Below are 22,563 nucleotides of genomic sequence, written 5' to 3'. Positions count from 1 at the left end.
ATTAATTGATAAATTTATTTTTCAAGATTATAGTAATAATCATACATGTAAAACCACCTGCGACTACAGTTATCGGTGCTGTTATCTTATGTGCCAGAAATCCTGCAACTATACTCCCAATAGGAGCTAAGCCCATAAAAGACATTACAAAAAATCCCATTATTCTTCCTCGCATTTCGTTTGGAATTGTCAATTGTATAAGGGTGTTACTCAAAGCCATTTGTAAAACTAAAAAATAACCGATTACAGCAAGAAACGGAATAGCAAGAAAAACATTTTTTGAAACTGCAAATGCAGCTATAAATAACCCTAAAAAAAATGATGACTTAACTATTGCTTTTTCTATACCGATAACATCTTTTTTATTTGCAATTTTCATTGTTCCAAAAAGCGCACCTATTCCCACTGCTGACATAAATATTCCGAGACCCTTTGCATCTAATTTATAAATATCTTTAACGAATACCGGCATTAAAGTCATAGGAAATGCGCTTACCACACCCGTAACCGATATCAGTAAAAGCACATTTGAAATAATTTTAGAATTGCGGATATATTTGACTCCCAAAGATAGTCTTTGCAAAATCGGTAAATCATCTTTAGTAGAATGACTCGTTAATTGTGTAATTAATAGTAATGCAATAATCACTGCAATAAAACTTAAACCATTAAGTAGAAAACATAAGCCTTCGCCAAAAGAAGCAATCAATAGCCCGGCAATTGCAGGACCTATTAAACGTGCTGAATTGAAAATCAAAGAATTCAATGCAATTGCATTCATTAAATCATCCTTACCAACCATTTCAAATAAGAATGCCTGACGGGTAGGCATATCAAAAGCAGTTACTATGCCGAGTAATATTGCTAATACTATTATGTGCCAAATTTGTAATTTTCCGGAAATTGCGAGAACACCGAGAACAACTGCCTGTACCATTTCGAAAGTTTGAGTTATAATTAATAGTTTCTTTTTGTTATAGCGGTCAGCGACAACACCTGCAAGGGGTGCAAGCAAGAAAACAGGAATCTGGCTTAGAAATCCAATCAAACCTAATAATATAGTAGATGAGGTAAGCCGGTATACCATCCAGGGCATAGCAGTTATTTGTAACCATGTTCCTGCTACGGATATACCTTGTCCGACAAAAAACAACCTGAAATTTCTATGCCGAAGCGATTTAAATATGCTTTTATCCATAATGTGGAATATTTATAATACTCTACAAACCCTATAACCCTATAACCCTACGAACTCTATAACCCTCTTTTATTATTTCCCAACTGCTCTTTCCAAACTCGCTATAGCGACATTATAATCATATAACGCCTGTATGTAATTTGTCTCTGCTTGTGTCAATGCTAACTGTGCATCTCTCACTTCAATATCAGTCATAAGACCAAGTTGAAATCTTTTCTGCGCTGTAACCAGATTTTCCTTTGCGGCATCAACGTTTTCATTGTTTGCTTCAATCGAATCTTTAGCCTGTTTGTAATTCAGGTATGCTGCACGGGCTTCATATTTTATTCCTTCTTCAAGCGCTTCCCGTGTTAATTTAATTTGCTCTAAACTTGTTATTACTTGTTTGGTTTTATAATAATTAGAAAAACCATCGAATAGCGGCAAATTTAAAACAGCAAGTGCTGTCCACGAATTATACCAGTTTTTCATTTCCCAACCAGTATTCTGCCATTCTGTATATGCTGTAATAATGATATTCGGTTTGTTGCCGGCAGCAGTAAGTCTAACCAATGATTCTGAAATATCTTCCTGAAGTTTAACCTGCTTCATTTCAGGACGGTTATTCATTGCTTCGTTTAACAAACTGTCAAGATTTAAATCCAACTGCACATACTCTAACCCACCCGTAAATTCAACATTTATTTCTTTAATATTTAAAATGTTTATAAGAGATTGCCTTGCCAGGTCAAAACCATTTTCAACCCGGATTAAATTTGTTTTTTCATTAGCAAGTGAAACTTTTGCACGGGAAACATCGTAGGAAGAAGAACGTCCTTCATTATAAAATTTTTCTACAACTTTTAGATGCGCTTCGGTTACATCAAATGCTTCTTTAGAAATGGCTACTAACTGTTTTGATAATATGTATTTATAAAACCCCTCTTTAACTTTATAAATAATCTCCTGCCTGGTTCTACGATATTCTTCATCAGTATATTTGTAATTCAGTGATGCCTGTCTATTTGACTGGTAGATTTTACCCCACATAAATACAGGTTGAGATAATGTCAATTTATTATCATACACTTCGTTCGCAAAAGCAAACCTAAAAGTTGGAGAAACGGAAGTAATAGCCGAAAGTGCCGATGTGTTAACTTCTTTCCTGTCGAGATAGCTTACAGTCCCTGAAATATTAGGAAGATATCCTGCAAATGCTTCCCCTTTTTTTGCTTTTGCAGATTCAAGTTTCTGTTCAGCTATTTTTATTTGCGGATTTTCTTTTAAAGCAATCTCTAAACATCTGTTTAAATCAAACGATTGGCTGTAAAGACAGCTAATCGTAGATAGTTCATAGTTCATAGTTAAACCTAATAAAAATACTATCAATCGCTTATTCCGGATTTCAAATTTTAAACTATTAACTGATTTTTTCATTTCTCGGTTACCTTTTTAAACATCCAATATTTCATTTTATATACTGTAAAATTTGTTTCTTTACATACTGCATCCCCATCTTTCAACTCACTATATCATGCTGTTACAGATTTCTATCGGGACACACCAGCGGTTAAAAGGAGACTCCGAGCGTTACTCGGATGTCATACTTGACTTTAGAAAATGTATATTCTCTGTTTGCTTTTCCAAGTGTAGAATTGACTAAAAGCCCCGCGGAAAAGTCATTAATATTCTTGTAGGTGACTCCTGTTGAAAGAATTCCCGAACTATCACAGAAATTGCTGATATAATTCATATTCAATGTCATATCGGTTATAACGAACCTGCTGACACTAGTAAAAAGAGCGCCATAATAACGGGATAAATTATTCGGGTCATAAAGGCCGTTCAGTAATAAAAAATCTTTTTTTGTTCCTGAAAAGACAGATGAATCAAATTGGTATATATTGCGGTCATTGAAAAGGTTCTCTTTATACCCAGACTGGTTATAGAAAAATTCGGTTGAAACCGTAAGCCTGTCATTGAAGTTTCCTAGTCGAAATCCTTTTGATAAATTAATGCTTGCTTTGGTTGTGAAGTCTCCGTTGTTCCTGTAAATGCTGAGTATTCCGTTGTCCTCCCTGATTCTTTTTATATTGTCGCCTTTAGAGACGGCCAATTCGCCAAGTATATCAACATCTCCTATACGGCTTGAAAAATCATACCCATAAACTGAGTTATATGTTTTCTTCGCCCAACCGGAAAACGCCATTTCGGTTTTGCCTGCAAGGAACTCGTATTTTAGCGCACCGCTTAAATTGTCCGGTGATAATGCATTCCCTGTATCAAGAAATCCGTAGATGTTATATTTCGTTCCGAACGGCACATGGACTTTCAGTCCGTAAGCACCCTCCCGATACCCGATTTTAGTGATGAAAGTTTTCTTTTCAATATTTATAAGATCGGTCGGGTTCCATAGATAACAGCGTCCCCACTGGAGAACCTGTTTCCCTGTTCTTAGGTACACCCTGCGATTAAGGTTAAAATCGAAGAACATTTCACGAAGGCCAAATGTGGTGTCTCTTGTCTGCGGATGATAGTTTGTTTCAAGATTGGCAAACGCTTTTATGTCATTTTTCATCCGGACATCGAGAAATATATTACTAAGGATGTATGAATCCAGGTAATCTTTCGTTGAGGTACTGATTCCGATATCCTCTTCTACACTCGTGACTGAACCGGAAAACCCTATCGTTTTTTTTCCTTCAGATGCCGGGACAGTGTTAGCAGCCTGCATAACAACTTCGGAACTAGAGAACATTTCGTTTTCATTGATAGTTTCCGCAGCCATTGAAAGAGAACGGAAAACTGAAATAAAGAGAACAGGTAAAATAATTCGGTTAAATGTTTCTTTTAACTTTTTCATAACCGCTTCCTGACTTCTGCCTCCATCACTTGCTTAAATTTTCCAAATAAGCCTTTGTAAATATTTTGTCGTCTATTTTTTGAGTTGAAATGTCAGATATTTCCACTATTGTCTTGTTGCCTTTTTCAAATTCATCAATATAAATATGTTTAACCGGTACAAATCTTCCATCAATAACTGTAAATTTCAAGTAATAAGCCGTTTGCATTAATGTGCCTGAAAGTGAATAAGATTCTTCTTTAAGCACAAGATTGTTATCTTGACGCGTCCAGTAGATTTTTTTAGGATAATCCACATCGTTAACTTTTGCCTTCACCTCAAATTTATTTATGGGAATTTGACCAAGCATCTCCTTGGAAATTTTTTCATTACCATTTGCATCAATCACTGGTGCATAAAGTTCAGTTAGTTTGCGGGTCTCAAAATTTCCGCTGTGTGCATCCGTTCCTCCGATGCTCTCGTCGCGGTTGATATGCTGGAATGTCCTTGTGTTTATGCGGTACATCCAGAAATTATCTCCGACACGCAGGTAACCGTTGCCTTTCTCATTTTCAGGCGATTTCATAACTATCAGGAACGCATCATCCGAATCCCTGCGGTAATATATCATCTCAATTATTTTAGTGCCTTCCTCTGCTTTTTGCTGTGTCATTACAACGTTTGCGCTTGCATCTGTTTTGATTTTATAATTACTATCGATGCTTATAAGTATTGGCATGATACGACTTTCCGCAGAAACCATTGTAGAAAGCATGAGAACTAAAAATGTGATAATAATATTACGTTTCATTTTTTACTCCAACTTGTTACGATTTTCATCTGTGTAATCTTGACTTTAATCTGTGTAATCCGTCGTTATTCAAAATGCCGTAAAGCCTTTGCCGGCGAAAGATTTGCAGCACGTCTTGCAGGAAAATAAGCCGTCACAACTGCAATTGCAACTATCAGCAATACGTTGCCTGCTATACCTGCGACTGTCGGTAGAAAATAAAGGTGGCCGTTTACGAGCAGCATACCTAACGGGTTATCCTGCATATTTATTGTAATACGGGTGAGGAACCAGATTCCACCGAACCCGATCAAAGTTCCGGTAATAGAAGCGAACAGCGTCAGAAAAAAAGTTTCAAGTATAAATGTGTTTCTGACATCATTTCTCTGCATACCGATAGCACGTATGGTGCCTATCTCGCGAGTGCGCTCGCGAATAGTCATTCTCAAAGTATTTACAACCCCAAGAACTATAATGAAAAACAGCACCATAACTGCTGAAAGTGTTATCAGTTTAAGCACGCCCTCAAGTTTTAATATATCGCTTGCAGTCTCATACATTGTTGCTACATCTACAACCGTTCCTTTCCATTTCTTTCTTCCTAATTCCCTATATTTTTCAATTGCCTCGTCAGTATTTGATGTCCTTTTCAGAAGTATCCATTCAGGTGCGAGTAATTGATAACAGGGATTGTTTTCTTCCGGAACTATTGCCGAAGAATATAGGGTGTAATCCTTCGGTAAGTTTTCGTAATAGGTATCATAAAATTTTTCATCATTCATGAGAATAATGTTTCCGTCCAAACCTTCTATAGATTCGCAAACAGCGCTTATATCATAATTCAATTCGGCATTTGTGCTCTCAAATTTCCTTTCATAACTAACATTAATGATATCTCCCGCAGAAACACCCAGTGCCGATGCAACCGACCGGGCAACAATAACACCGTCCTTTTTCATAGCGGCTTCAATAGTTCCGCCGGTCAGCTTAAGCATTCCGGAAAGTTTCTTCTTTGTTTCATCGTCACTTTTGTAGCCCAAAATAGTAACATATTGTTTTTTATTTTTGTTTTTTACCGAAGCATAAATAACGGCAAGACCAGGTTTCAGCCGTGCGTGAATTCTGTCTGCAAGTGCACTCGCGTTCTTTTGCGGGTCTTTCAATATAATGCTTATGCTTCCTGTCTCATAGGGACGATAAGCCAGCAATTCTTTTGCTTTATCAAGTTCAAGAAAAATAACCGGCTGCATGAAAATGTTGTCGTTTTTCATAATTCCTACAATTGTAAGCCGGGCTGCCTGGTCCTGACTAAACATATTCCGGAAACGTACGCGGATAATATCGTTTCTCTTTACATTTAGATATCGCGCTTTTTCCTCCGAAACTATCACAGGATTTTCTATAGCTGAATTTTCCAAATCCTTCCATGTCCCATCTATCAGCCTGAATGATTCTTCAACTTCTTTTCTGGTTTTTTCGCTTATGCTTTGAGTAGTGTTCACACCAACCAGTATTACGTTGTCCGACTTTCCATTCCCGATGGCACGCATGAACATCCCGACGCCAGCATCCGCTTCAACAACACCCGGCTCGCTTTTAATTATTGCCATAATGCGGTCTTTATCACGGAACAATTCTCTGGATACTCTGCCTCTTTCATTGAAGCGAACCGTCACTTGTCCTGTCACCCAGCGCATTATTTTATTGAACATTATATCTGAAATGCCATGAGAAAACGAGTTAGCAATGACTAGAATCGTCACACCCATCGCCATAGCAATACCCAAAAATATATTTCTCCGTTTTTGACGGAAAAGGTTACGCAGACTTAACATTATTATAAGTTTCATTTTTTAATTCCCTTTAAATAGTAACGCCCCTTGTCTTATCAGTCCCTAGAAATCGCATCTAACGGCGTAATGCCTCTGGCAACACCTACCGGATATAGCGCCGCAATAATAGTAACAAATATTAACTGCAGTACCGTCAGGCTGATATCCGGCACCATCAGCACCGGATGAAAAATATCGCCGCCATAAAGCAGCTGAACCATATCATTAGAAGTAGTTATTTTAAACAGCGGTATCAGTTTGACTATTATTATGCCTGTGATGATACCGGCACCGCCGAAAACTGCAGATAGTATTCCAGTTTCCCCAATGAACATTCCCCCAATAAATGACTTTCTTGCACCGACCGCACGCATCATTCCTATTTCAGAAGTTCTTTCCAGCGCCGCCATAGTAAGCGTATTAATGATAATTATAACCGCTACACAAAAAAGTATTGTTACGAAAACAAACAATGCCCCTTTAATAATTATCGCCATGCTGCCAATAGGACCCGATGCCTTATTCCATGTAATCGCTCTTACTCCGGTTTTTGATTCCGAAAGTACGCGATTCAGTTTTGCGATAGCTACCTGGTATGAGACTCCATCTTTAAGTTTGACGAAAACAATATTGTAAATCCCGCTTTCTATATTTGTTTGTTCTTTTTGCGCTGATGTACCGGATTTTTTAAGTTTCGGTGCTTTATTCTGGGTATTTGATATAACAAGAGATTCTGACCCGAACATAGAGTCAAGGTCGGAACTTCCCATGGTTAACAATTTCTTCTCTTCCTTTGGGACATCAACAGCAGTATCTGCTGTGGAAAAATAACCAAGACATTCACGATATGATTCAATATCCGTAATACAGAAATGACCAAACATAGTTTTAAGCGCATTATATTTCACTATACCTTTAACTACAAATCTGACATCAGTAGCAGAGTTCACACCGTTTGCCATTCCCATAAGAACAATACTTGAAGAAATAGTGATATTTTGAATATTTTCAAGGGCTTCCTTTGTCATATTCTGTTTTATAAGCTTGCCGTTTTCCGGAATAATCCATGTATTAAAAGCGGTATATATATGTTCGTTACGGACATGGGTTGGTATCAAAATTCCTCTTTCTCCCGGCTTAAGCAACCGACCTTCTATGACCTTAAAACTATTAGGAAACATTTTTTGATATTGTACAATATTGACACCTAAAAGATAAGCGGGGCTTGGTGTGTTTTCATCCTCTTGCAATATCATAGCAAGATTTTTCCCAACAGGTAGGTATCGGTCTACATAATTCTGAGTTTTAAGGATTGCATCTATCTGCTTATATGTGCTTATAGGCTCTACTGATGCTCCCATGAAATCAAAAAATACGTTATCGGTCTTTTGTTTATCGGATATCAACACTATGTCACCCATGAATGCGTTCACTATGTTTTTCTTGATACCGTCATTCATGCCTGTTATTATACCATTACCCAACGTCATAAGCAGCGCCCCGAGGAATAAAATGATACCGATAACAAAGCTTTTTCCTTTGTGACGAAATATGTTGCGCCAGGCAATTTTAAGCATTAATCGCATAAAGTCAGTTCATAGTTTATAGTCATCGTTCATATTGATTTTGTTAAATTATAAACTCAGAACTATTAACTAACTATTTATTTCAATGAGTCCGTCTTTAATTTTTGTTATATTATTTGCATATTTTAAGACATTGGCGTCATGGGTTGAAAAAATAAATGTCGTTTTCTCTATCCGGTTCATTTCCCTCATTAATTCCAGAATCTGGTCACCTGTTACCGAATCGAGGTTTGCTGTCGGTTCATCAGCAAGTACTATGTCGGGATTAGTAACAAGCGCCCGCGCTATTGCTACGCGCTGCCTCTGTCCGCCGGAAAGCTCTGCCGGACGGTGTTTCATAAATTCTTTCAGTCCCACTTCATCAATTAGTTTTTCAGCCCGTTTCCGTATTTCTGCAGCCGGCTGTTTCTTCATCAAAAGAAGGGGGAACTCCACATTTTCAATGACGTCAAGAACAGGTATAAGATTGAATGTTTGAAATATAAATCCAATCTTATTAAGTCTTATATCGGTAATTTCTTTGTCATTCAGTAAAGTTATCTCTCTGCCGCTGACTTTCACGCTTCCGGTTGTTGCAAAGTCTATACATCCGATGACATTCAAAAGCGTGGTCTTTCCGCTGCCTGACGGTCCGATTATACTCATAAAATCGCCCTCGTTGACATTGAGGTCGACTCCGCGAAGTGCATGTACAGTGGTAGTACCGAGAGGATACTCTTTTTGTAAACCTTTAATTTCGATAATGCTCATTTTAAATCTCCTGAAATAATCGGTATATTTTTTATATTCATTTTTCTATTCCCTTTGAAAAAACGTCCCATATAAACTGTGGAGTGATATTAATTTCTATCATCTTATTATGCATTCCTATTTTCTGGTGTATATTGACAGACATAAGTGAAAGATATAACGCCGCAAGCGATGAAGACGGAAAACTTTTAAATTCACCATCTTTTTTACCTTTTTCAATAATTTGGGAGACTATATCCATAAGTACATTAATCTTTTTATTAAGCGCATTATGAAATTTTTCTTTATGTGATTTTAAATTCTGTCTGACAGCCATAAAAATATTTCGGTATTTTCCCATAAAATCTAATTGTTTTTCCAAAAACAGTAATAGTTTCTTACTTGCCGATAGATTACTTTTGTAGATATCATCCGCCATTTCGTTTAATTTATCCGTTAACATAAAAAGTATTGAAAAATAAAGTTCTTCTTTACTTTTGAAATACAGATATACTGTCCCTTTTGCAACACCTGCATTCTTTGCAATTTCGTCAATAGGACATTTATGATATTCCTTATTGTTTAGAATTTTAATTGCAGCATTTAAAATTTTTTGTCTTTTTACTTCGGGATCCCAGCTTTTTGGTTTTGGCATATTGTTTTATCCAACTATTGCATCATTAGATAGTGTAACTTATCCAGTATTATATTTAACAGGTTAGAGTTTAATCTTCTTCTTTATCAATTTCTCTTAGTTCGGGTCTTCCTACTAATTTTCTGGTCCACCTGCGAAGAGTATCCATATAACCAAAAACGGCAGGAATAACCACCAGCGTAAGTACTGTTGAACTTACTAGTCCGCCAATGATGGCAATACCCATACCCCTTCGGGATTTACCGACTTCACTTAGTCCGAGGGCTAACGGCATCATACCTGCTATAAGTGCAAAGGTAGTCATAAGTATAGGTCGTAATCTTGTAAGTCCCGCCTTTACAATAGCTTCGTTACAATCAATTCCTTTTCGTATGAGTCGCTGGGTATAGTCAACCAACAGTATCGAGTTTTTAGTAACAAGCCCTAATAGCATTATAAAACCAATCATTGTGAACATATTTAATGTCTGGTGTGCAACAAAAGTAGCTATCAATCCGCCAACAATTGCCAATGGTAGTGCAAGCATTATTGTAAACGGTATTATCAACGATTCGTATAAACTTGCGAGGGCAAGATATATAAATATTATTGACAAAGCTGCAGCTATCATCATGTTTTTAAATAAGTCCATCATATCTTCCGATGTTCCAATAAACTCATATGTTACACCTTCTGGCAATTTTTCTTTAGATAATATTTTTTTCGCCTGAGCTGTTATATCGCCAATGGCTCCATTCTTACCCATATTTCCAACTATCATAACATAACGGGATCTGTTTCTTCGGTAAATTTTGGAAGGACCTGTTGTTTTGACCGGGTCAGCAATGTTACTAAGTTTGACCAGCTGCATATTAACATTCGGTACATATAGTGAACTAAACAACTTGCTTAAATCACGCTGATCATTCTGCAATTTTATTCTGATATCATATTCTAATCCGTTTTCACGGTATTTTGCAGGAATAATACCTTCAACCATTCCTCGCAATTCCAATCCGGCGGTAATTGACTGAACTCCAAGCTTAATCATCTTAGAAGGATTCATCTTTATCTGATATTCCGGTTTACCCGGCTTGTAATTTGTATCAACATCCACAAGACCAGGTATTTTTTTGAGTTTATCGATTAAACCGTTTGATATCTTAGCCAGATCATCCAGATTGTCACCGACAAGCATAAAATTAAACGGCTGCTGATCGCCACCTCCCATAGACATATCGTTTACTTTTAAATGGAGAATTTTAGCATAAGGGCTTAAAATATTTCTGACATATTCTTTCATATCTGCCGTAGAACGTTTTCTCTGATTTGAAGGTACCATTTTTATATATAAGGAAGCTACATTGCTTTCGCCATTGGTATTTCCGATAGTTGCGGAAACATATTCTATATCTTTTTCTTTTCTTAAAATCACATCCACTTCATTTGTATATTTTTCCATCTGGCTAAGTGAACAACCTGGGTCGGCTTCCAAAGAAACAAAAAATTCACCAAATTCGTTACTCGGCATGAATGTTTTGGGTATATTTTTTATTAAACCTAAACTTGATAAAAATATAAATACCGCTAAAAAGATAATTGTCAATTTATGCTTGAGCGTGAATCTTATAGTATTTTCATAAACCTTGTCAAGCCAATCCTGCACAATTCCGAACCATCTTACAGGTGCATTGAGTATTGAAACTAAAACTGAATCTTTTTTCTTTTCCGGTTTAATATTGGAAATCATATATGCCGAAAGCATCGGTGCGGTGGTTAAAGCGTCAAATAGCGAAATTGTCATAGCAAAAACAACAGTTAATCCAAATTCCTTGAAGAACTGACCTACCATTCCCTGCAAAAATCCGACCGGCAAAAACACCGCTATTACAGTCAGAGTCGTCGCTATTACGGCAAGCATAACTTCATCTGTCCCTTTCTGGGCTGCTACCATTGGGGTTTCGCCGTTCTCAATATGTCTGAAAATGTTCTCGCGGACAACTATTGCATCATCTATCAGCAATCCCACAGTAAGCGAAAGTGCCATTAAGGAAAGCATGTTGATTGAAAATCCTGCCAGCCCCATAAAAATAAAAGCACCTACCAAACTGTTTGGAAGGGCTATAACCGTAATAAAGGTTGACCTTAAACTACCCAGAAAAAGAAATACTACAATAATTGCCAGCAGTATCCCTTCAAAAATAGTATTCCTGACGTCTTCAAGATTCATCCTGATAGGTCTTGCTCCATCTTGAATGATAGCAAGACTCGGTGTACCTCTTACATTTTTTAATATGTCGTTAAGTTTGCTTATCCGCTTCATTAGTGAATCTGAAACCTCAACGGTGTTTGAGCCTGACTGTTTATATACATCTATCAGCAATGCCGATTTACCGTTTAAAAGACCCAACGTTTTTACTTCTTCTGTCGTATCGTTAACCTCACCAAGCTTATCTATCGTTACAGGTACGTCACTACCAAAAAAATTTACCACAACATTTTTTATTTGATCAACTGATTTATATTCACCAATACTTCTGAAAGTCAGTTCATTGACACCCTGAGAAACTTTTCCTATAGGAATATTTTCGCTATTGGCAGCGACCCTTCCGGCGACCATAGAAAGGCTCGTTTCATATTCCTTGAGTTTTTTCAGATCCAAGTTAACCTGTATCTCTCTTTTTGTACCTCCGATGATTTCAACACTGCTGACATTCGCAATTTGTTCGAGTCCGTTTTTTATAGTAGTATCTGCCAAATCGTAAAGTTCAGCAGGATTGAGGTTTGCGGATAAACTTAAAAACAAGATTGGTCTGTCGGCAGGGTCAAATCTTTTTATAATGGGTTCCTTGATATCATTAGGCAGATTATTTCGTACCTGAGCTACTTTATCTTTGACTTGTTGTTCTGCATATTTAGCATCAGTTCCAAGATTAAACTCTGCGAAAACCAGTGATAACCCGTCCTGACTTGTAGAAGTTACATTTTTTAAACCTGCAATTGAACTTATTTGTTCTTCAAGCACTTTTGATACAAGGGTTTCCATTTCTTGCGGACCGGCGCCGGGATATATTGTTGTAACCCCTACATACGGGAAAGTTACATCCGGGAACATATCCACACTCATACGTTTCATAAAAATAAAACCTACTATAAGCATAACAACTATAACCGCTGTCACAAAAGTCGGTCTTTTTATGGATAATCTTGCTAAATTCATATTTTATTCCCCTCTATAGTTCGAAGTTCATAGTTCATGGTTCGGAGTTAAAATATTAAAGTACGGCTATGAACTATGAACTAATTTCTATGAACTTGCCTATTCTATCGGTTTCGTATTGTAAAGATTTGTCTGTGCGTGTGTAATCATTTGTTCCAATATTAACCTATACACATTTAATTCTGCATCGTCCAGATCATTTTGAGCGGCAAGAAGCTGAAATGTTGTCGTTCTTCCACGCTGAAACCTCTGCTGCTCATTGTCCAATCTTTCACTTTGTATATTTTTTATTTCAACCGCATTAATCAATCTTGATTTTACATTGTTCCAGTTTTTTAAAATCTGTTCCCAGTCATTTTTTGCGGAAAGCTCTGTCTTAATTAACGATTCTTCATATGACTTTACATCTATTGTGTATCCGTTACGAACTTTTTTTATAAGTCCAAAATCCAGCGATGTCATAAAATTAACGCCAACCGTGTAAGTAGGTTTATCTGCACCTGTAACCTGACTCCAGGCATCGGAGTAATTTAAATCAAGTCCGTGAAGAGATGCTAATCCGAAAACACTTAATTCCGGACCGGAACGGTACTGTGCTTCGGTATTTGCAAATTTACTGCTTTCATAAAACATTTTTGCAGACAAGACATCTGCCCGCTGACCGGAATAAGTCAAACTACCGGTCCCTTCATAATCTTTACTTATTTCTTCCAGTTTCTGAAGTTGTTCTTCAACAACTTCACTTGATTTACCCCTAATTTCGTTGAAATTACGGCATGCAGTTACTTCATCTTCAACTGCCATCGTAAGGTTAAAATCTCTTAATTTGTAACCGGCTTGAGATTGCAACAGGTCACTTTTATCAGCCAAATTAAGATTGTATTTATCCTCATTCCATTTAAATATTTTTTCTGCACGCTCCAAAGATTTTTTCCTAAAATAAACCACTTCTCTGTCAAAAGATAGTGATAAATATGCCGATTGCGCTTTTAATAGAATTTGCTGTTTCTTGAATATCTGCATATATTGACCGGCTCTTGCCGCATTTTTTGCTTTTTTTATACCTGACTGGGTTAACCGCGAATTATAATCCTTTAATAGCGACTGTTTTACTCGCACAAATGGTTTTATATCATATCCCTTAAAATTTGAAACCTTGTCCGGTCCGATTATTACAGTCGGCTGCGTCAAATCAAATTCTGCCGTTGAATCTATATAACCGAGAGATACAAGCGAACCAAAAGGGAATTTTTTGTTTAATCCCAAATTCCACGATGTCAGCCACATTTCCTGTGTGGGCAGCGTTGAACCAAAACCAGGCCCGCTCTTATCATCCATATAATTGAAATTACCGGAAAAATAAGGTGAATACGCCATATCCATTTCTAATATTTTCTGGTCAATTGCTTTTATAGATAACTCAACGGATTTTATATCAGGATTGTTTTCTTCTACCTGAGATAAATACTTTTCAATTGTCAGTATCTCCTGGGCAGCACAATAATTATAAAATAATATATTAAAAAAAATAACCAATAAAATTGTTGTTTTTTTCTTCATAACACCTTCCTCTTTTGGTTCTATTTTAAACTGACTGACTGGTCAGTCATACTATAACAAATATGTTAAAACTTGTCAAGTACTTTCTTTGATTCCTTCTCATATAGATAAAATCTATGCTGTTTTATTGAGGATGGGAATAATGATCGATTAATCTTTTTAGTTCGGTATCTGATGGGCTCAACTGCAATGCTCTTTTCCAGAAAGGAAGTGCAGTTTGTATATTATTGGTTAAAATATAACAATTACCTATAAGCTTGTAATCGAAAGCTGTCTTGCTGCTTTCAGGAATATTTAAGAAATCTTCCAATGACTTATTATATTCTTTCGCATTATAATAACTTATCCCTGAACCTCTATAATAAGCGGCTGAACCCTTTTTAGGAAATAACTGCATAATTTTCATGCCGTCGCGGTAGGTTCCAAGTATTTTGAAATCATACCATTTGAAAATATCCTTTATTTCGTTCATCGAAACATTCCAGTCCTTAAGTCCTTTCCCGGTCACTTCTGAAAATATTTCAGATAACGCATAAACATTCATACCCTGGCTTATAAGCGTTTCGACTTGATTTTTTAAAATCCGGAGTCCTTCAGCTTTAGGATTATAACAAAAAATTAAATCGAAAGAAATCCGCCCTACATTTGCAAATGAAGGTATATAAACCTTCCCGGGATTCCACCCTATCCCGGAAATTATTACTACGCCGCCTTTTTCTACATATTTTTTTATAAATAACGCCTTTAAATAATTTTCATTATTTTCAACCCTGGAAATCGGATAAATTGAATCAAAAAAGTTTACTGTCGGAATTACAACAACTGAACATAAAAATAAACCCATTACTGCCTTTCTCAACAACAAACTTACATTTTCATCGTTTAAAAACTCGGAAAACGAATAGGCAATTAAAATAAAAATAGTTATTAAATGCTGGTACCAGTAATCCCCGTTCCCCGGATTAAAATTTGTTACAATTAAAATATAAGTTCCCATCCAGATTACAAAAAGGGCAAATATATGCGGTTGTTTTTTCCAGAATTTCACTTTAAAAAAGAAAAAAAGTGATAAGCTGATAAATATTATTTTTGAGACAATAGGCCAAAATTGGTTCCCGGGAGTACCAAAACCCGACCTGAACCAGATACAATTCATTAATACCTTCGTATTAACTATTGTCATATTTTTTAAATTAAACATTTTCCAGTAACCGTTCTGTTTCAAATCCATCTTCCCTTCAGGTCCGATATAATCGGCGTTGCCAAGAAGCCATTTATAGGAAGCCAAAACGGATTTTTGATTAATAACTAAATTTCCATCTCTTGATAATAATATCCGTTCCTGATATGTTAACGCCCATAAGTACGGTATTACAATTATAAAACCGGTAACTGCGGAAAATATAGCAAAATTTTTAATCCTTTCCTTTTTTACATATAATACTGCAACAGCAATTGCTGGAATAAGAAAAATATTACCTTGATGCATCAGAACCGTTAGTCCCAATGAACATGCCAGGATTAAAAGTTTCTTCCTGTTTGGATATCGCATATATGACCATGCAAGCCACAACGAAATAAATGTATGGAAAACCGAAGGCGGGTAAACATGCGCATCGGTACTTCGCCACCAAAAAGTATTTGAGAAGGCGAGCAGCAGCGAAAAACAGATTGCTATCCAGTTTTTACCTGTTAATTTCTTTAACCATAAAAAGAAAAGCGCGGAAGTTAAAGAACCAAAAAGCGAATTCATAACCTGAAGGGTGCTGTAGCCCTCCGGCGGTGCAGTTTCAACTATTTTTTGTAACCCGATAAATTTGAGAAATTTCCAAAATAAATTACCATAGAAGTTGAAACTTAAATGATTAGCCCACGCGAGCCGCGAACTCCACCCGGATTCTTTTTCTGCAATAAGCGAGGCAAACATTAAAGCATCGAAAAAAAACATTTTACAGAAAGTCAGAAGATAAACACAAAAGACAGATATGAAAATTGCAAAGGCAACAATTAATTCCTTTCTTGAAAAAATGAAGTCAGTCCAATCTTCCCGAGATACAGGTTGGTTTACATTGTTTTTAAATTGGTGATTTATTTTATTTTTTTTATGTTTACTCATAATATATTAAAACCCTTTAAAAAATCTTCTATACGCTGAACTTGTAAAAAAACAAAACCGGCGAGGCAACCAGGAAATATTCCGGAATTGATTAAACCAGAATGCAGGCCTTAAATAAAAATCCCTATACATCTTTTTATACCAGTATATAACTTCGTCTTGAGTCATACCGGCAGGAATATACAGCAAATCGCCTTTATTAGAAGTATAATCGTGTTTATAAGTATTCCATGATTTTTGTAAACTTTTTTTATTCCGCATCATCTCGTTATAAAGTTCAGAACCGGGATATGGGGTAACCATTGAAACACCGATGAAATTAGGATTAAGTTCTTTCAATAATTTCAAACTCATTTTCTCCGACTCGCTTGAAGAACCGGGTAACCCGACAACCAGGTACATGCAGGTATAAAAACCCATTTTCTTGCATAATTTAACTGCTTGCTTTATCTCTTCTATTTTAATGCCTTTATTGATTATGTCAAGTACTTTCTGGTCACCCGACTCTACTCCAAAAAAAAGCATGTAAAATCCGGCTGCACGCATATATTCAAGCATTTCCTTATCAACCTGATCAATTCTTATACCATTTGGAAGAGCAAAACTCACGTCCAATTTTTTTTTAACTGCCAATTTGCAAAATTCTATAACTCTGGATTTTGAAAGCGTGAAACAATCATCATATATCCTTATTTCCTTTACCTTATAATCTTTGATATCTCTTTCTATTTCTTCTATCATATTTTCCGGACTTCTCATACAACACCGCTGTTTATATACTGCCTTTGAACAAAAAACACATTTACCGGGACATCCCCTGCTGGTTATTATGCTTAAATATGGTACCCGCTTGGTATGTGCAAACATTTTTTGTCTTTTGAAATATGTCTTAATATCCAATTTACTGAAATCAGGGAACGGGATATTGTCAAGCTTTTCAATCAATTTAGCAGGACCTGTTGATTGAAGAATATTATCTTTTTTAAAGTAAATTCCGCCTTCATTTAATTTTTCATCAGCCAGTATATGTTTTACCAGATTGATAAACGAGTATTCCCCCTCGCCCTGTATAATATAATCTATAAACTTATGTTTTATTAACTCATCCGGTAATGCCGAAACATGCGGTCCGCCAAAAACAATCATAATTTCAGGTCTGATTGATTTTAATTGTTCTGCAATCATTAAACCGTTAGGAAATTGATTAGTTGTACAGCTGATTCCAACTATTTCAGGATTATACTTTATAACACTTTTCACAGCTTCTGAAACATTTAACTTACCCGCTCTTGTATCCACTATGCAATTATTAATATTATTTTTACTAAGCGATGATGACAAATAAGTTAATCCCAAAATAGGATCACATAGCTCGTATTCCCTTTCCCCGCTATAAGGCGTGAGCAGACATACACTAATATTTTTTTCACTATTCATATTTTTTCATCACCAAATTAAAAACTTGCTTTATATCATTTAACCTGATACCTCTGATAAATAATTTTCTCAAACCCATACTCATCATTTTTATAGTAAAATGCGGATGATAGAACCTCGCGCCATCAGAACTTTGTTTCCACCCTAAATTTGCAAAATCTTTCTTAAAAATATTATAAGAATCATTTATTTGCTCAGGTGTAAGATACGGCGTACGGATTACAGAACCTTTTTTTTCATTATATTCATTCCAATCCTCTGAAACTAACCATTTGTTTTGTTTGGCAATATTATAAAATTCTGTTCCGGGCCAGGGAGTTAGAACATTCATCTCAACTGTCAACACGCCAAGTTTAGCTACATCTTTTGCATAATTAATAGTTTGAAGTACTTCTTCCGGTTTTTCACCCGGCATACCAACCATAAACCATACCCCGACATGGATTCCTGCTTTAACGGTTTCGGCTATAATTTCACGTGCACTATTCAGTGAAATATTTTTATGAAGGACTTCATCAATTACGCGTTGCGAACCGGACTCTATCCCATAACTTATGTATATACACCCGGCAGAATAAAATTTTTTCAGCAAAGCTTTATCTAATTGATCTACCCGTGCATTACAATTAAAAGTTATAGAAAGTTTTTTCTTTTTTATCCGGTCACAGAACTCGGAAGTCCACGATTTTGGTCCTGTCAACTCGGAGTCAGAAAAAACAAAATGTCTAACCTTATATTTTTTAACCAAATATTCCAGTTCATCCACCACTTTTTCCGGTGAACGGCGCCTGTATTTCCCGATATTATCCAGACAAGGCTGGCAATTAGCGCACCTAAACGGGCAGCCGCGGCTGGCAATAATCCTGCTATAAGCTGTTTCTCTATCAGGATAACAATCCATATTAAAAATATGTTTGGCAGGAAGAGGCAATTCATCAATATCTTTATTTGTCGGTTTTTGCGGGTTTAAAATAACTTTACCGTCTTTTCTGCAAACTACTCCCGGAATTCTGGATATATCATTTCCTTTATTCCAGGCGTTTACCAATTCCTGCATGATATATTCACCTTCACCTACAACAACAGCGTCAACTACATCTTTTTTTGTATTAAAAAAATCTTCCGGGAATACAGTCGCATGAGGACCGCCGACAACAACAAATATATTCGGATTTTCCCTTTTAGCTATCTCAGCAACACTTAAAGTCTCATTGAAAGTTTTTGAAGTCGCATAAATGCCTACTAAATCAAATTCTTTAAAAATATCTTTTCTCAATTCCTCTACTTCTAAATTAATACCTTTAACCTTAAAACCGTTATTCTCTAAAACTGCACCAATATAAGACAAACCCAACGGAACAGCTACACTATTCAGATAAAAACCTTCCCTGAAAGATGTATGTATAAGAAGTATTTTATTTATTTTCATTTCTTAAGCCTGGGACACCGGTGGATTTCTGCCCTCTCAGTTGATATAAATATTCGAGCTGCTTTTTAACGTCATACCCGTAATAAAGATATGTTTCATATTCATCTATTACGCTATCCCACATTTTATTCTCTGTAAACACCATTAATAAACTGTTGTTAGCCCAATTTTTTTTCTCAAGTTCTTCCAGGATATTTAAACATGCTTCTTTGGGATTATTTTGACTGCCGACCGGCAAAACGCTGTAAAGATATACCCCTTCATCAAAATATTCAAATTTAATATATTTTTTCCAAAATTCATCAAATATTTTTCTTTCACTCTCAGTCCAGTAAAATGTCTTATACGAGGAATTGACCCTGACTGCTTCTCTATAATTTATTAAAAAGTGGGTTACTCTTTTTTCCTGTAAAAGCGTTCTAAAAGCATTTGCATCCTTTGATGCTTTTAAAAATTCCATTAACGGCTGCAAATTCGTTTCTACCGAATAAGAAATAAAATCTCTTTGCATATAATAAGACTTGCTTTCTCCGACAAACAACACTTTGGAATCAGCCGGGATATTCTTATTCAGCCATAATATTACACTATACGGCGGGTTAGGGTAAGTTGGTTTTGTTTTTGACAGGAATTCATCTTTTGTTTCATTCCCCCCGAAGGGTTTATAAAACCTCGTCATTGAAAAAGCTATGCTGTATAGCGCCAAAAGATTCGTTATACAAACAGCAGAAACTATCCATTTTATAAACGGAATAAAAGCTGATACTGCTGTTGTTGCCCACCCCACTACGATTGCCAGACAAACTAAAGAAGCTAATAAATGCCTGTATACCGGAGCACCTAAAAACCAAAATACATATGCTGCTATGAAACAGACTAACGAGTATTTAATTTTTGAATCAACCTTTTTTGGCAGGACAAGTAACGGTAACATAAAAAGTAAAAGAGCGCCCATATATGACTGAGAATCATTACCTTCTATCGTGTTTCTCCAGGGGAAAAGAATAAATTCTTTAACGTTAAAATTAAATATTTTAAGGGGAAAAGTCGCTACACCTTTCCCGCCCCCGTCAATCTTCATATTCTGTCCCCCAAATGTTTTATATAAAAACGGCTGGACAGGATTGCCTGTAAATACATAATTTTTTATCAACCATGGAGCTACCAAGGCAAAAACGACCAATCCCCATATAATTATTTTTTTTGTTGCTTTCCAGAAAGGTTCGTTAATAAAAAGGACTGTCGCTACTGCAATACCAAGACCTATGACTGGAAATATCCCGGTATATTTCGCACCAAGTGTCATACCGGAGAAAAATGCCGATAAAAATAAAAATCCGTTATTTTTTTTATGCAGCCAGTTAAGAAAAGAACAAAAAGCTAACGTGAAAAAGAATGAAAGACCGATATCATTACCGCAAGTCCAGCTATTCATTGCAACCATTGGTATAGAATAAAAAATTGCAGCTGAAATTATTCCTGTTTTTGTAGAAAATATATTTTTACAAGTGGAATATACAAGAAGCATAATAAAAAGCCCGGTACCAAAATGAAACATTTTAGCGAGTATTTCATCTTTTAATGTAATGGCAAGTAAATACAGCATTTGCATATTAGAAGGAATATTTGAATGCATTAAAAATTCCATAGGCATTATTTTATGATGTATAAGGTAGAAGTTGGGGCAGGCAAGATGATAAACCAGCGAATCATAGAATATTTCAGGCATGAATACCATTCCGATATTCAATAACACAAATAGCGTAATAATACCTATTAAAAACCACCAACCAAAATCCAGTTTTTCCGGTATATCATTTTTTAAAGACGGGAGCTTTATTTTCCAGATTGAAATTGCCAGACAAATTACCAGTCCTATCTGAAATGGCATTCTGTAAAGTAAACCTAAAACACCTAACCCGAACATTAAAAATATTATTATGCTTAAACCGGTACCTATACAGAAAATTATATATTCCAAACCCGATATCTGAAGATTAAGCCATTTAATTATTTGCTGTCCTATTCTATACGCAATTACAGATACCGAGGCAAACATCAAAATAATTATAATGTCTTTTATCAATACTAATACAAAATCCGATATAATTGTTATTAAGCTTGAAATATCTCTAAATGGCCATGCAACAGGATGTATAGAATAATAATTTTTCGCTACTATATAAAACCAGAATATTAAACCTATTATAATAACCCAAACAGGTAATCTCAGTGATTCAATATAGGACGGTTGTTTTTGTTTCTTGTTTTTATTTACCATTTATTAATCTCCGGACTGCCAATTGATAAACAGATTAATTTAGATTCCCGCTGGAGTTTATCCCGCACTCTGATGCGGGGCGGGAATGACACATCTGAAGAGATTGTCATTCCCGAGTGTTTTAATCGGGAATCTATAACATTGAAATTCCTAGACATAAACATAATTAAAACTGATTTTTAATTACTAATTTTTTTCAGCGTAAATAATTACCTGCTGACCCCCGTACCCCTCAGGCATTGTGTTCCAAAGTATATACGCTAAAATATAGCGTATTCCAAACAATATATTAATTAGTATATTATCACTTCCCTGCCTTACATCCAAAATATATTTTATTTTCTTAATTGAAAATCCCTTTTTCGCTAACTCAGTCCTGTAATATTTCATATTATGTATTTTTTCGTTAATAGTACCATTTAGGTGCCACCCGGTTATTTTCCTTAAATTGTGCCCGACAAAATTACTTATTTTCCAGGTAATATTAGAGCCATTCGGCTCGATAATAATCAATTTACCTTTTGAAGATACCCAGTAACTGAAATTATGTATTGCATTGCTAATATCGGGAATGTGATGCAAAACAAAAGGACATAATATTATTTCAAAAGTATTATTTTTAAACAATTTTATATCATCAATATCACCAACAGAAACTTTATAATGTTCTGATTCCATTTTTTTTGCAACTTCTATTGTCTTTGTCGATAAATCAATTCCTGTAACATTATTGCCGTAATTACTGATTAATTTTCCGAAAGAACCCTTACCGCAACCTACTTCTAAAATATTGAAATTACCTTTATGCAGGATATCACAATATTCAATAATATTTTTAACGCGTTCTAAATCTTCTTCAGAAATTTCAGGTTTTTGCGTTACTTCCCAATCGTGATATTCTCTTTCTTTTACCTTATCCTGCTCTATCAT

The 22,563-nt window shown here is 35.7% G+C and carries 15 protein-coding genes; all 15 read right to left on the bottom strand.

The window, feature by feature from the left end; all coding sequences use genetic code 11:
* Position 1 precedes the first annotated feature (1 nt).
* The 15 genes from PHE88_08755 to PHE88_08685 all read right to left on the bottom strand — a co-directional run bounded on the left by PHE88_08755 (position 2) and on the right by PHE88_08685 (position 22,563).
* Positions 2-1,198: an MFS transporter gene (locus PHE88_08755; protein MDD5687906.1), complete on the bottom strand. Its 1,197-nt coding sequence runs from the start codon at positions 1,196-1,198 to the stop codon at positions 2-4.
* Between the two features lie 72 nt (positions 1,199-1,270).
* Positions 1,271-2,614, bottom strand: coding sequence for a TolC family protein (locus PHE88_08750; GenBank protein MDD5687905.1), 1,344 nt, complete (start codon positions 2,612-2,614; stop codon positions 1,271-1,273).
* A gap of 133 nt (positions 2,615-2,747) precedes the next feature.
* Entirely contained in the window at positions 2,748-4,040 is a 1,293-nt protein-coding gene (locus PHE88_08745) for a hypothetical protein (GenBank protein MDD5687904.1), read from the bottom strand.
* A gap of 25 nt (positions 4,041-4,065) precedes the next feature.
* Positions 4,066-4,830: an outer membrane lipoprotein-sorting protein gene (locus PHE88_08740; GenBank protein ID MDD5687903.1), complete on the bottom strand. Its 765-nt coding sequence runs from the start codon at positions 4,828-4,830 to the stop codon at positions 4,066-4,068.
* A 65-nt stretch (positions 4,831-4,895) separates the two neighbouring features.
* Positions 4,896-6,659, bottom strand: coding sequence for an FtsX-like permease family protein (locus PHE88_08735; GenBank protein MDD5687902.1), 1,764 nt, complete (start codon positions 6,657-6,659; stop codon positions 4,896-4,898).
* Positions 6,660-6,697: 38 nt separating this feature from the next.
* Positions 6,698-8,131 (bottom strand): FtsX-like permease family protein, encoded by a 1,434-nt coding sequence (locus PHE88_08730; GenBank protein ID MDD5687901.1) that lies wholly within the window; start codon positions 8,129-8,131, stop codon positions 6,698-6,700.
* A gap of 165 nt (positions 8,132-8,296) precedes the next feature.
* Positions 8,297-8,977 (bottom strand): ABC transporter ATP-binding protein, encoded by a 681-nt coding sequence (locus tag PHE88_08725; GenBank protein ID MDD5687900.1) that lies wholly within the window; start codon positions 8,975-8,977, stop codon positions 8,297-8,299.
* 37 nt (positions 8,978-9,014) lie between these two features.
* Entirely contained in the window at positions 9,015-9,611 is a 597-nt protein-coding gene (locus PHE88_08720; GenBank protein MDD5687899.1) for a TetR/AcrR family transcriptional regulator, read from the bottom strand.
* A gap of 70 nt (positions 9,612-9,681) precedes the next feature.
* Positions 9,682-12,810, bottom strand: coding sequence for an efflux RND transporter permease subunit (locus PHE88_08715; GenBank protein MDD5687898.1), 3,129 nt, complete (start codon positions 12,808-12,810; stop codon positions 9,682-9,684).
* 99 nt (positions 12,811-12,909) lie between these two features.
* Entirely contained in the window at positions 12,910-14,370 is a 1,461-nt protein-coding gene (locus PHE88_08710) for a TolC family protein (GenBank protein MDD5687897.1), read from the bottom strand.
* Positions 14,371-14,494: 124 nt separating this feature from the next.
* A complete protein-coding gene (locus PHE88_08705) occupies positions 14,495-16,486 on the bottom strand; it encodes a DUF2723 domain-containing protein (GenBank protein MDD5687896.1) in 1,992 nt (663 codons plus the stop codon).
* 6 nt (positions 16,487-16,492) lie between these two features.
* The gene (locus PHE88_08700) at positions 16,493-17,923 is read right to left on the bottom strand and encodes a radical SAM protein (protein MDD5687895.1); all 1,431 of its coding nucleotides are present in this window, start codon (positions 17,921-17,923) and stop codon (positions 16,493-16,495) included.
* Positions 17,916-19,352 (bottom strand): radical SAM protein, encoded by a 1,437-nt coding sequence (locus tag PHE88_08695; protein ID MDD5687894.1) that lies wholly within the window; start codon positions 19,350-19,352, stop codon positions 17,916-17,918. The genes PHE88_08700 and PHE88_08695 overlap by 8 nt, the downstream gene beginning before the upstream one ends.
* Entirely contained in the window at positions 19,339-21,633 is a 2,295-nt protein-coding gene (locus tag PHE88_08690) for a glycosyltransferase family 39 protein (protein MDD5687893.1), read from the bottom strand. Before PHE88_08690 ends, PHE88_08695 begins: the two co-directional genes overlap by 14 nt.
* Positions 21,634-21,819: 186 nt before the next feature.
* Positions 21,820-22,563, bottom strand: a complete 744-nt coding sequence (locus tag PHE88_08685; GenBank protein MDD5687892.1) for a class I SAM-dependent methyltransferase — start codon at positions 22,561-22,563, stop codon at positions 21,820-21,822.

This window comes from Elusimicrobiota bacterium, from assembly GCA_028718185.1.
In the GTDB taxonomy this organism is placed as follows: domain Bacteria; phylum Elusimicrobiota; class UBA8919; order UBA8919; family UBA8919; genus JAQUMH01.
Note: the sequence above shows the minus strand (reverse complement) of the source record. Positions and strands in the feature narration are given on the sequence as shown.

Excerpts from the sequence above, each read along its gene's own strand:
- PHE88_08755 (MDD5687906.1), bottom strand. The coding sequence starts at position 1,198 with ATGGATAAAAGCATATTTAAATCGCTTCGGCATAGAAATTTCAGGTTG.
- PHE88_08750 (MDD5687905.1), bottom strand. The coding sequence starts at position 2,614 with ATGAAAAAATCAGTTAATAGTTTAAAATTTGAAATCCGGAATAAGCGA.
- PHE88_08745 (MDD5687904.1), bottom strand. The coding sequence starts at position 4,040 with ATGAAAAAGTTAAAAGAAACATTTAACCGAATTATTTTACCTGTTCTC.
- PHE88_08740 (MDD5687903.1), bottom strand. The coding sequence starts at position 4,830 with ATGAAACGTAATATTATTATCACATTTTTAGTTCTCATGCTTTCTACA.
- PHE88_08735 (MDD5687902.1), bottom strand. The coding sequence starts at position 6,659 with ATGAAACTTATAATAATGTTAAGTCTGCGTAACCTTTTCCGTCAAAAA.
- PHE88_08730 (MDD5687901.1), bottom strand. The coding sequence starts at position 8,131 with ATGACGTTGGGTAATGGTATAATAACAGGCATGAATGACGGTATCAAG.
- PHE88_08725 (MDD5687900.1), bottom strand. The coding sequence starts at position 8,977 with ATGAGCATTATCGAAATTAAAGGTTTACAAAAAGAGTATCCTCTCGGT.
- PHE88_08720 (MDD5687899.1), bottom strand. The coding sequence starts at position 9,611 with ATGCCAAAACCAAAAAGCTGGGATCCCGAAGTAAAAAGACAAAAAATT.
- PHE88_08715 (MDD5687898.1), bottom strand. The coding sequence starts at position 12,810 with ATGAATTTAGCAAGATTATCCATAAAAAGACCGACTTTTGTGACAGCG.
- PHE88_08710 (MDD5687897.1), bottom strand. The coding sequence starts at position 14,370 with ATGAAGAAAAAAACAACAATTTTATTGGTTATTTTTTTTAATATATTA.
- PHE88_08705 (MDD5687896.1), bottom strand. The coding sequence starts at position 16,486 with ATGAGTAAACATAAAAAAAATAAAATAAATCACCAATTTAAAAACAAT.
- PHE88_08700 (MDD5687895.1), bottom strand. The coding sequence starts at position 17,923 with ATGAATAGTGAAAAAAATATTAGTGTATGTCTGCTCACGCCTTATAGC.
- PHE88_08695 (MDD5687894.1), bottom strand. The coding sequence starts at position 19,352 with ATGAAAATAAATAAAATACTTCTTATACATACATCTTTCAGGGAAGGT.
- PHE88_08690 (MDD5687893.1), bottom strand. The coding sequence starts at position 21,633 with ATGGTAAATAAAAACAAGAAACAAAAACAACCGTCCTATATTGAATCA.
- PHE88_08685 (MDD5687892.1), bottom strand. The coding sequence starts at position 22,563 with ATGATAGAGCAGGATAAGGTAAAAGAAAGAGAATATCACGATTGGGAA.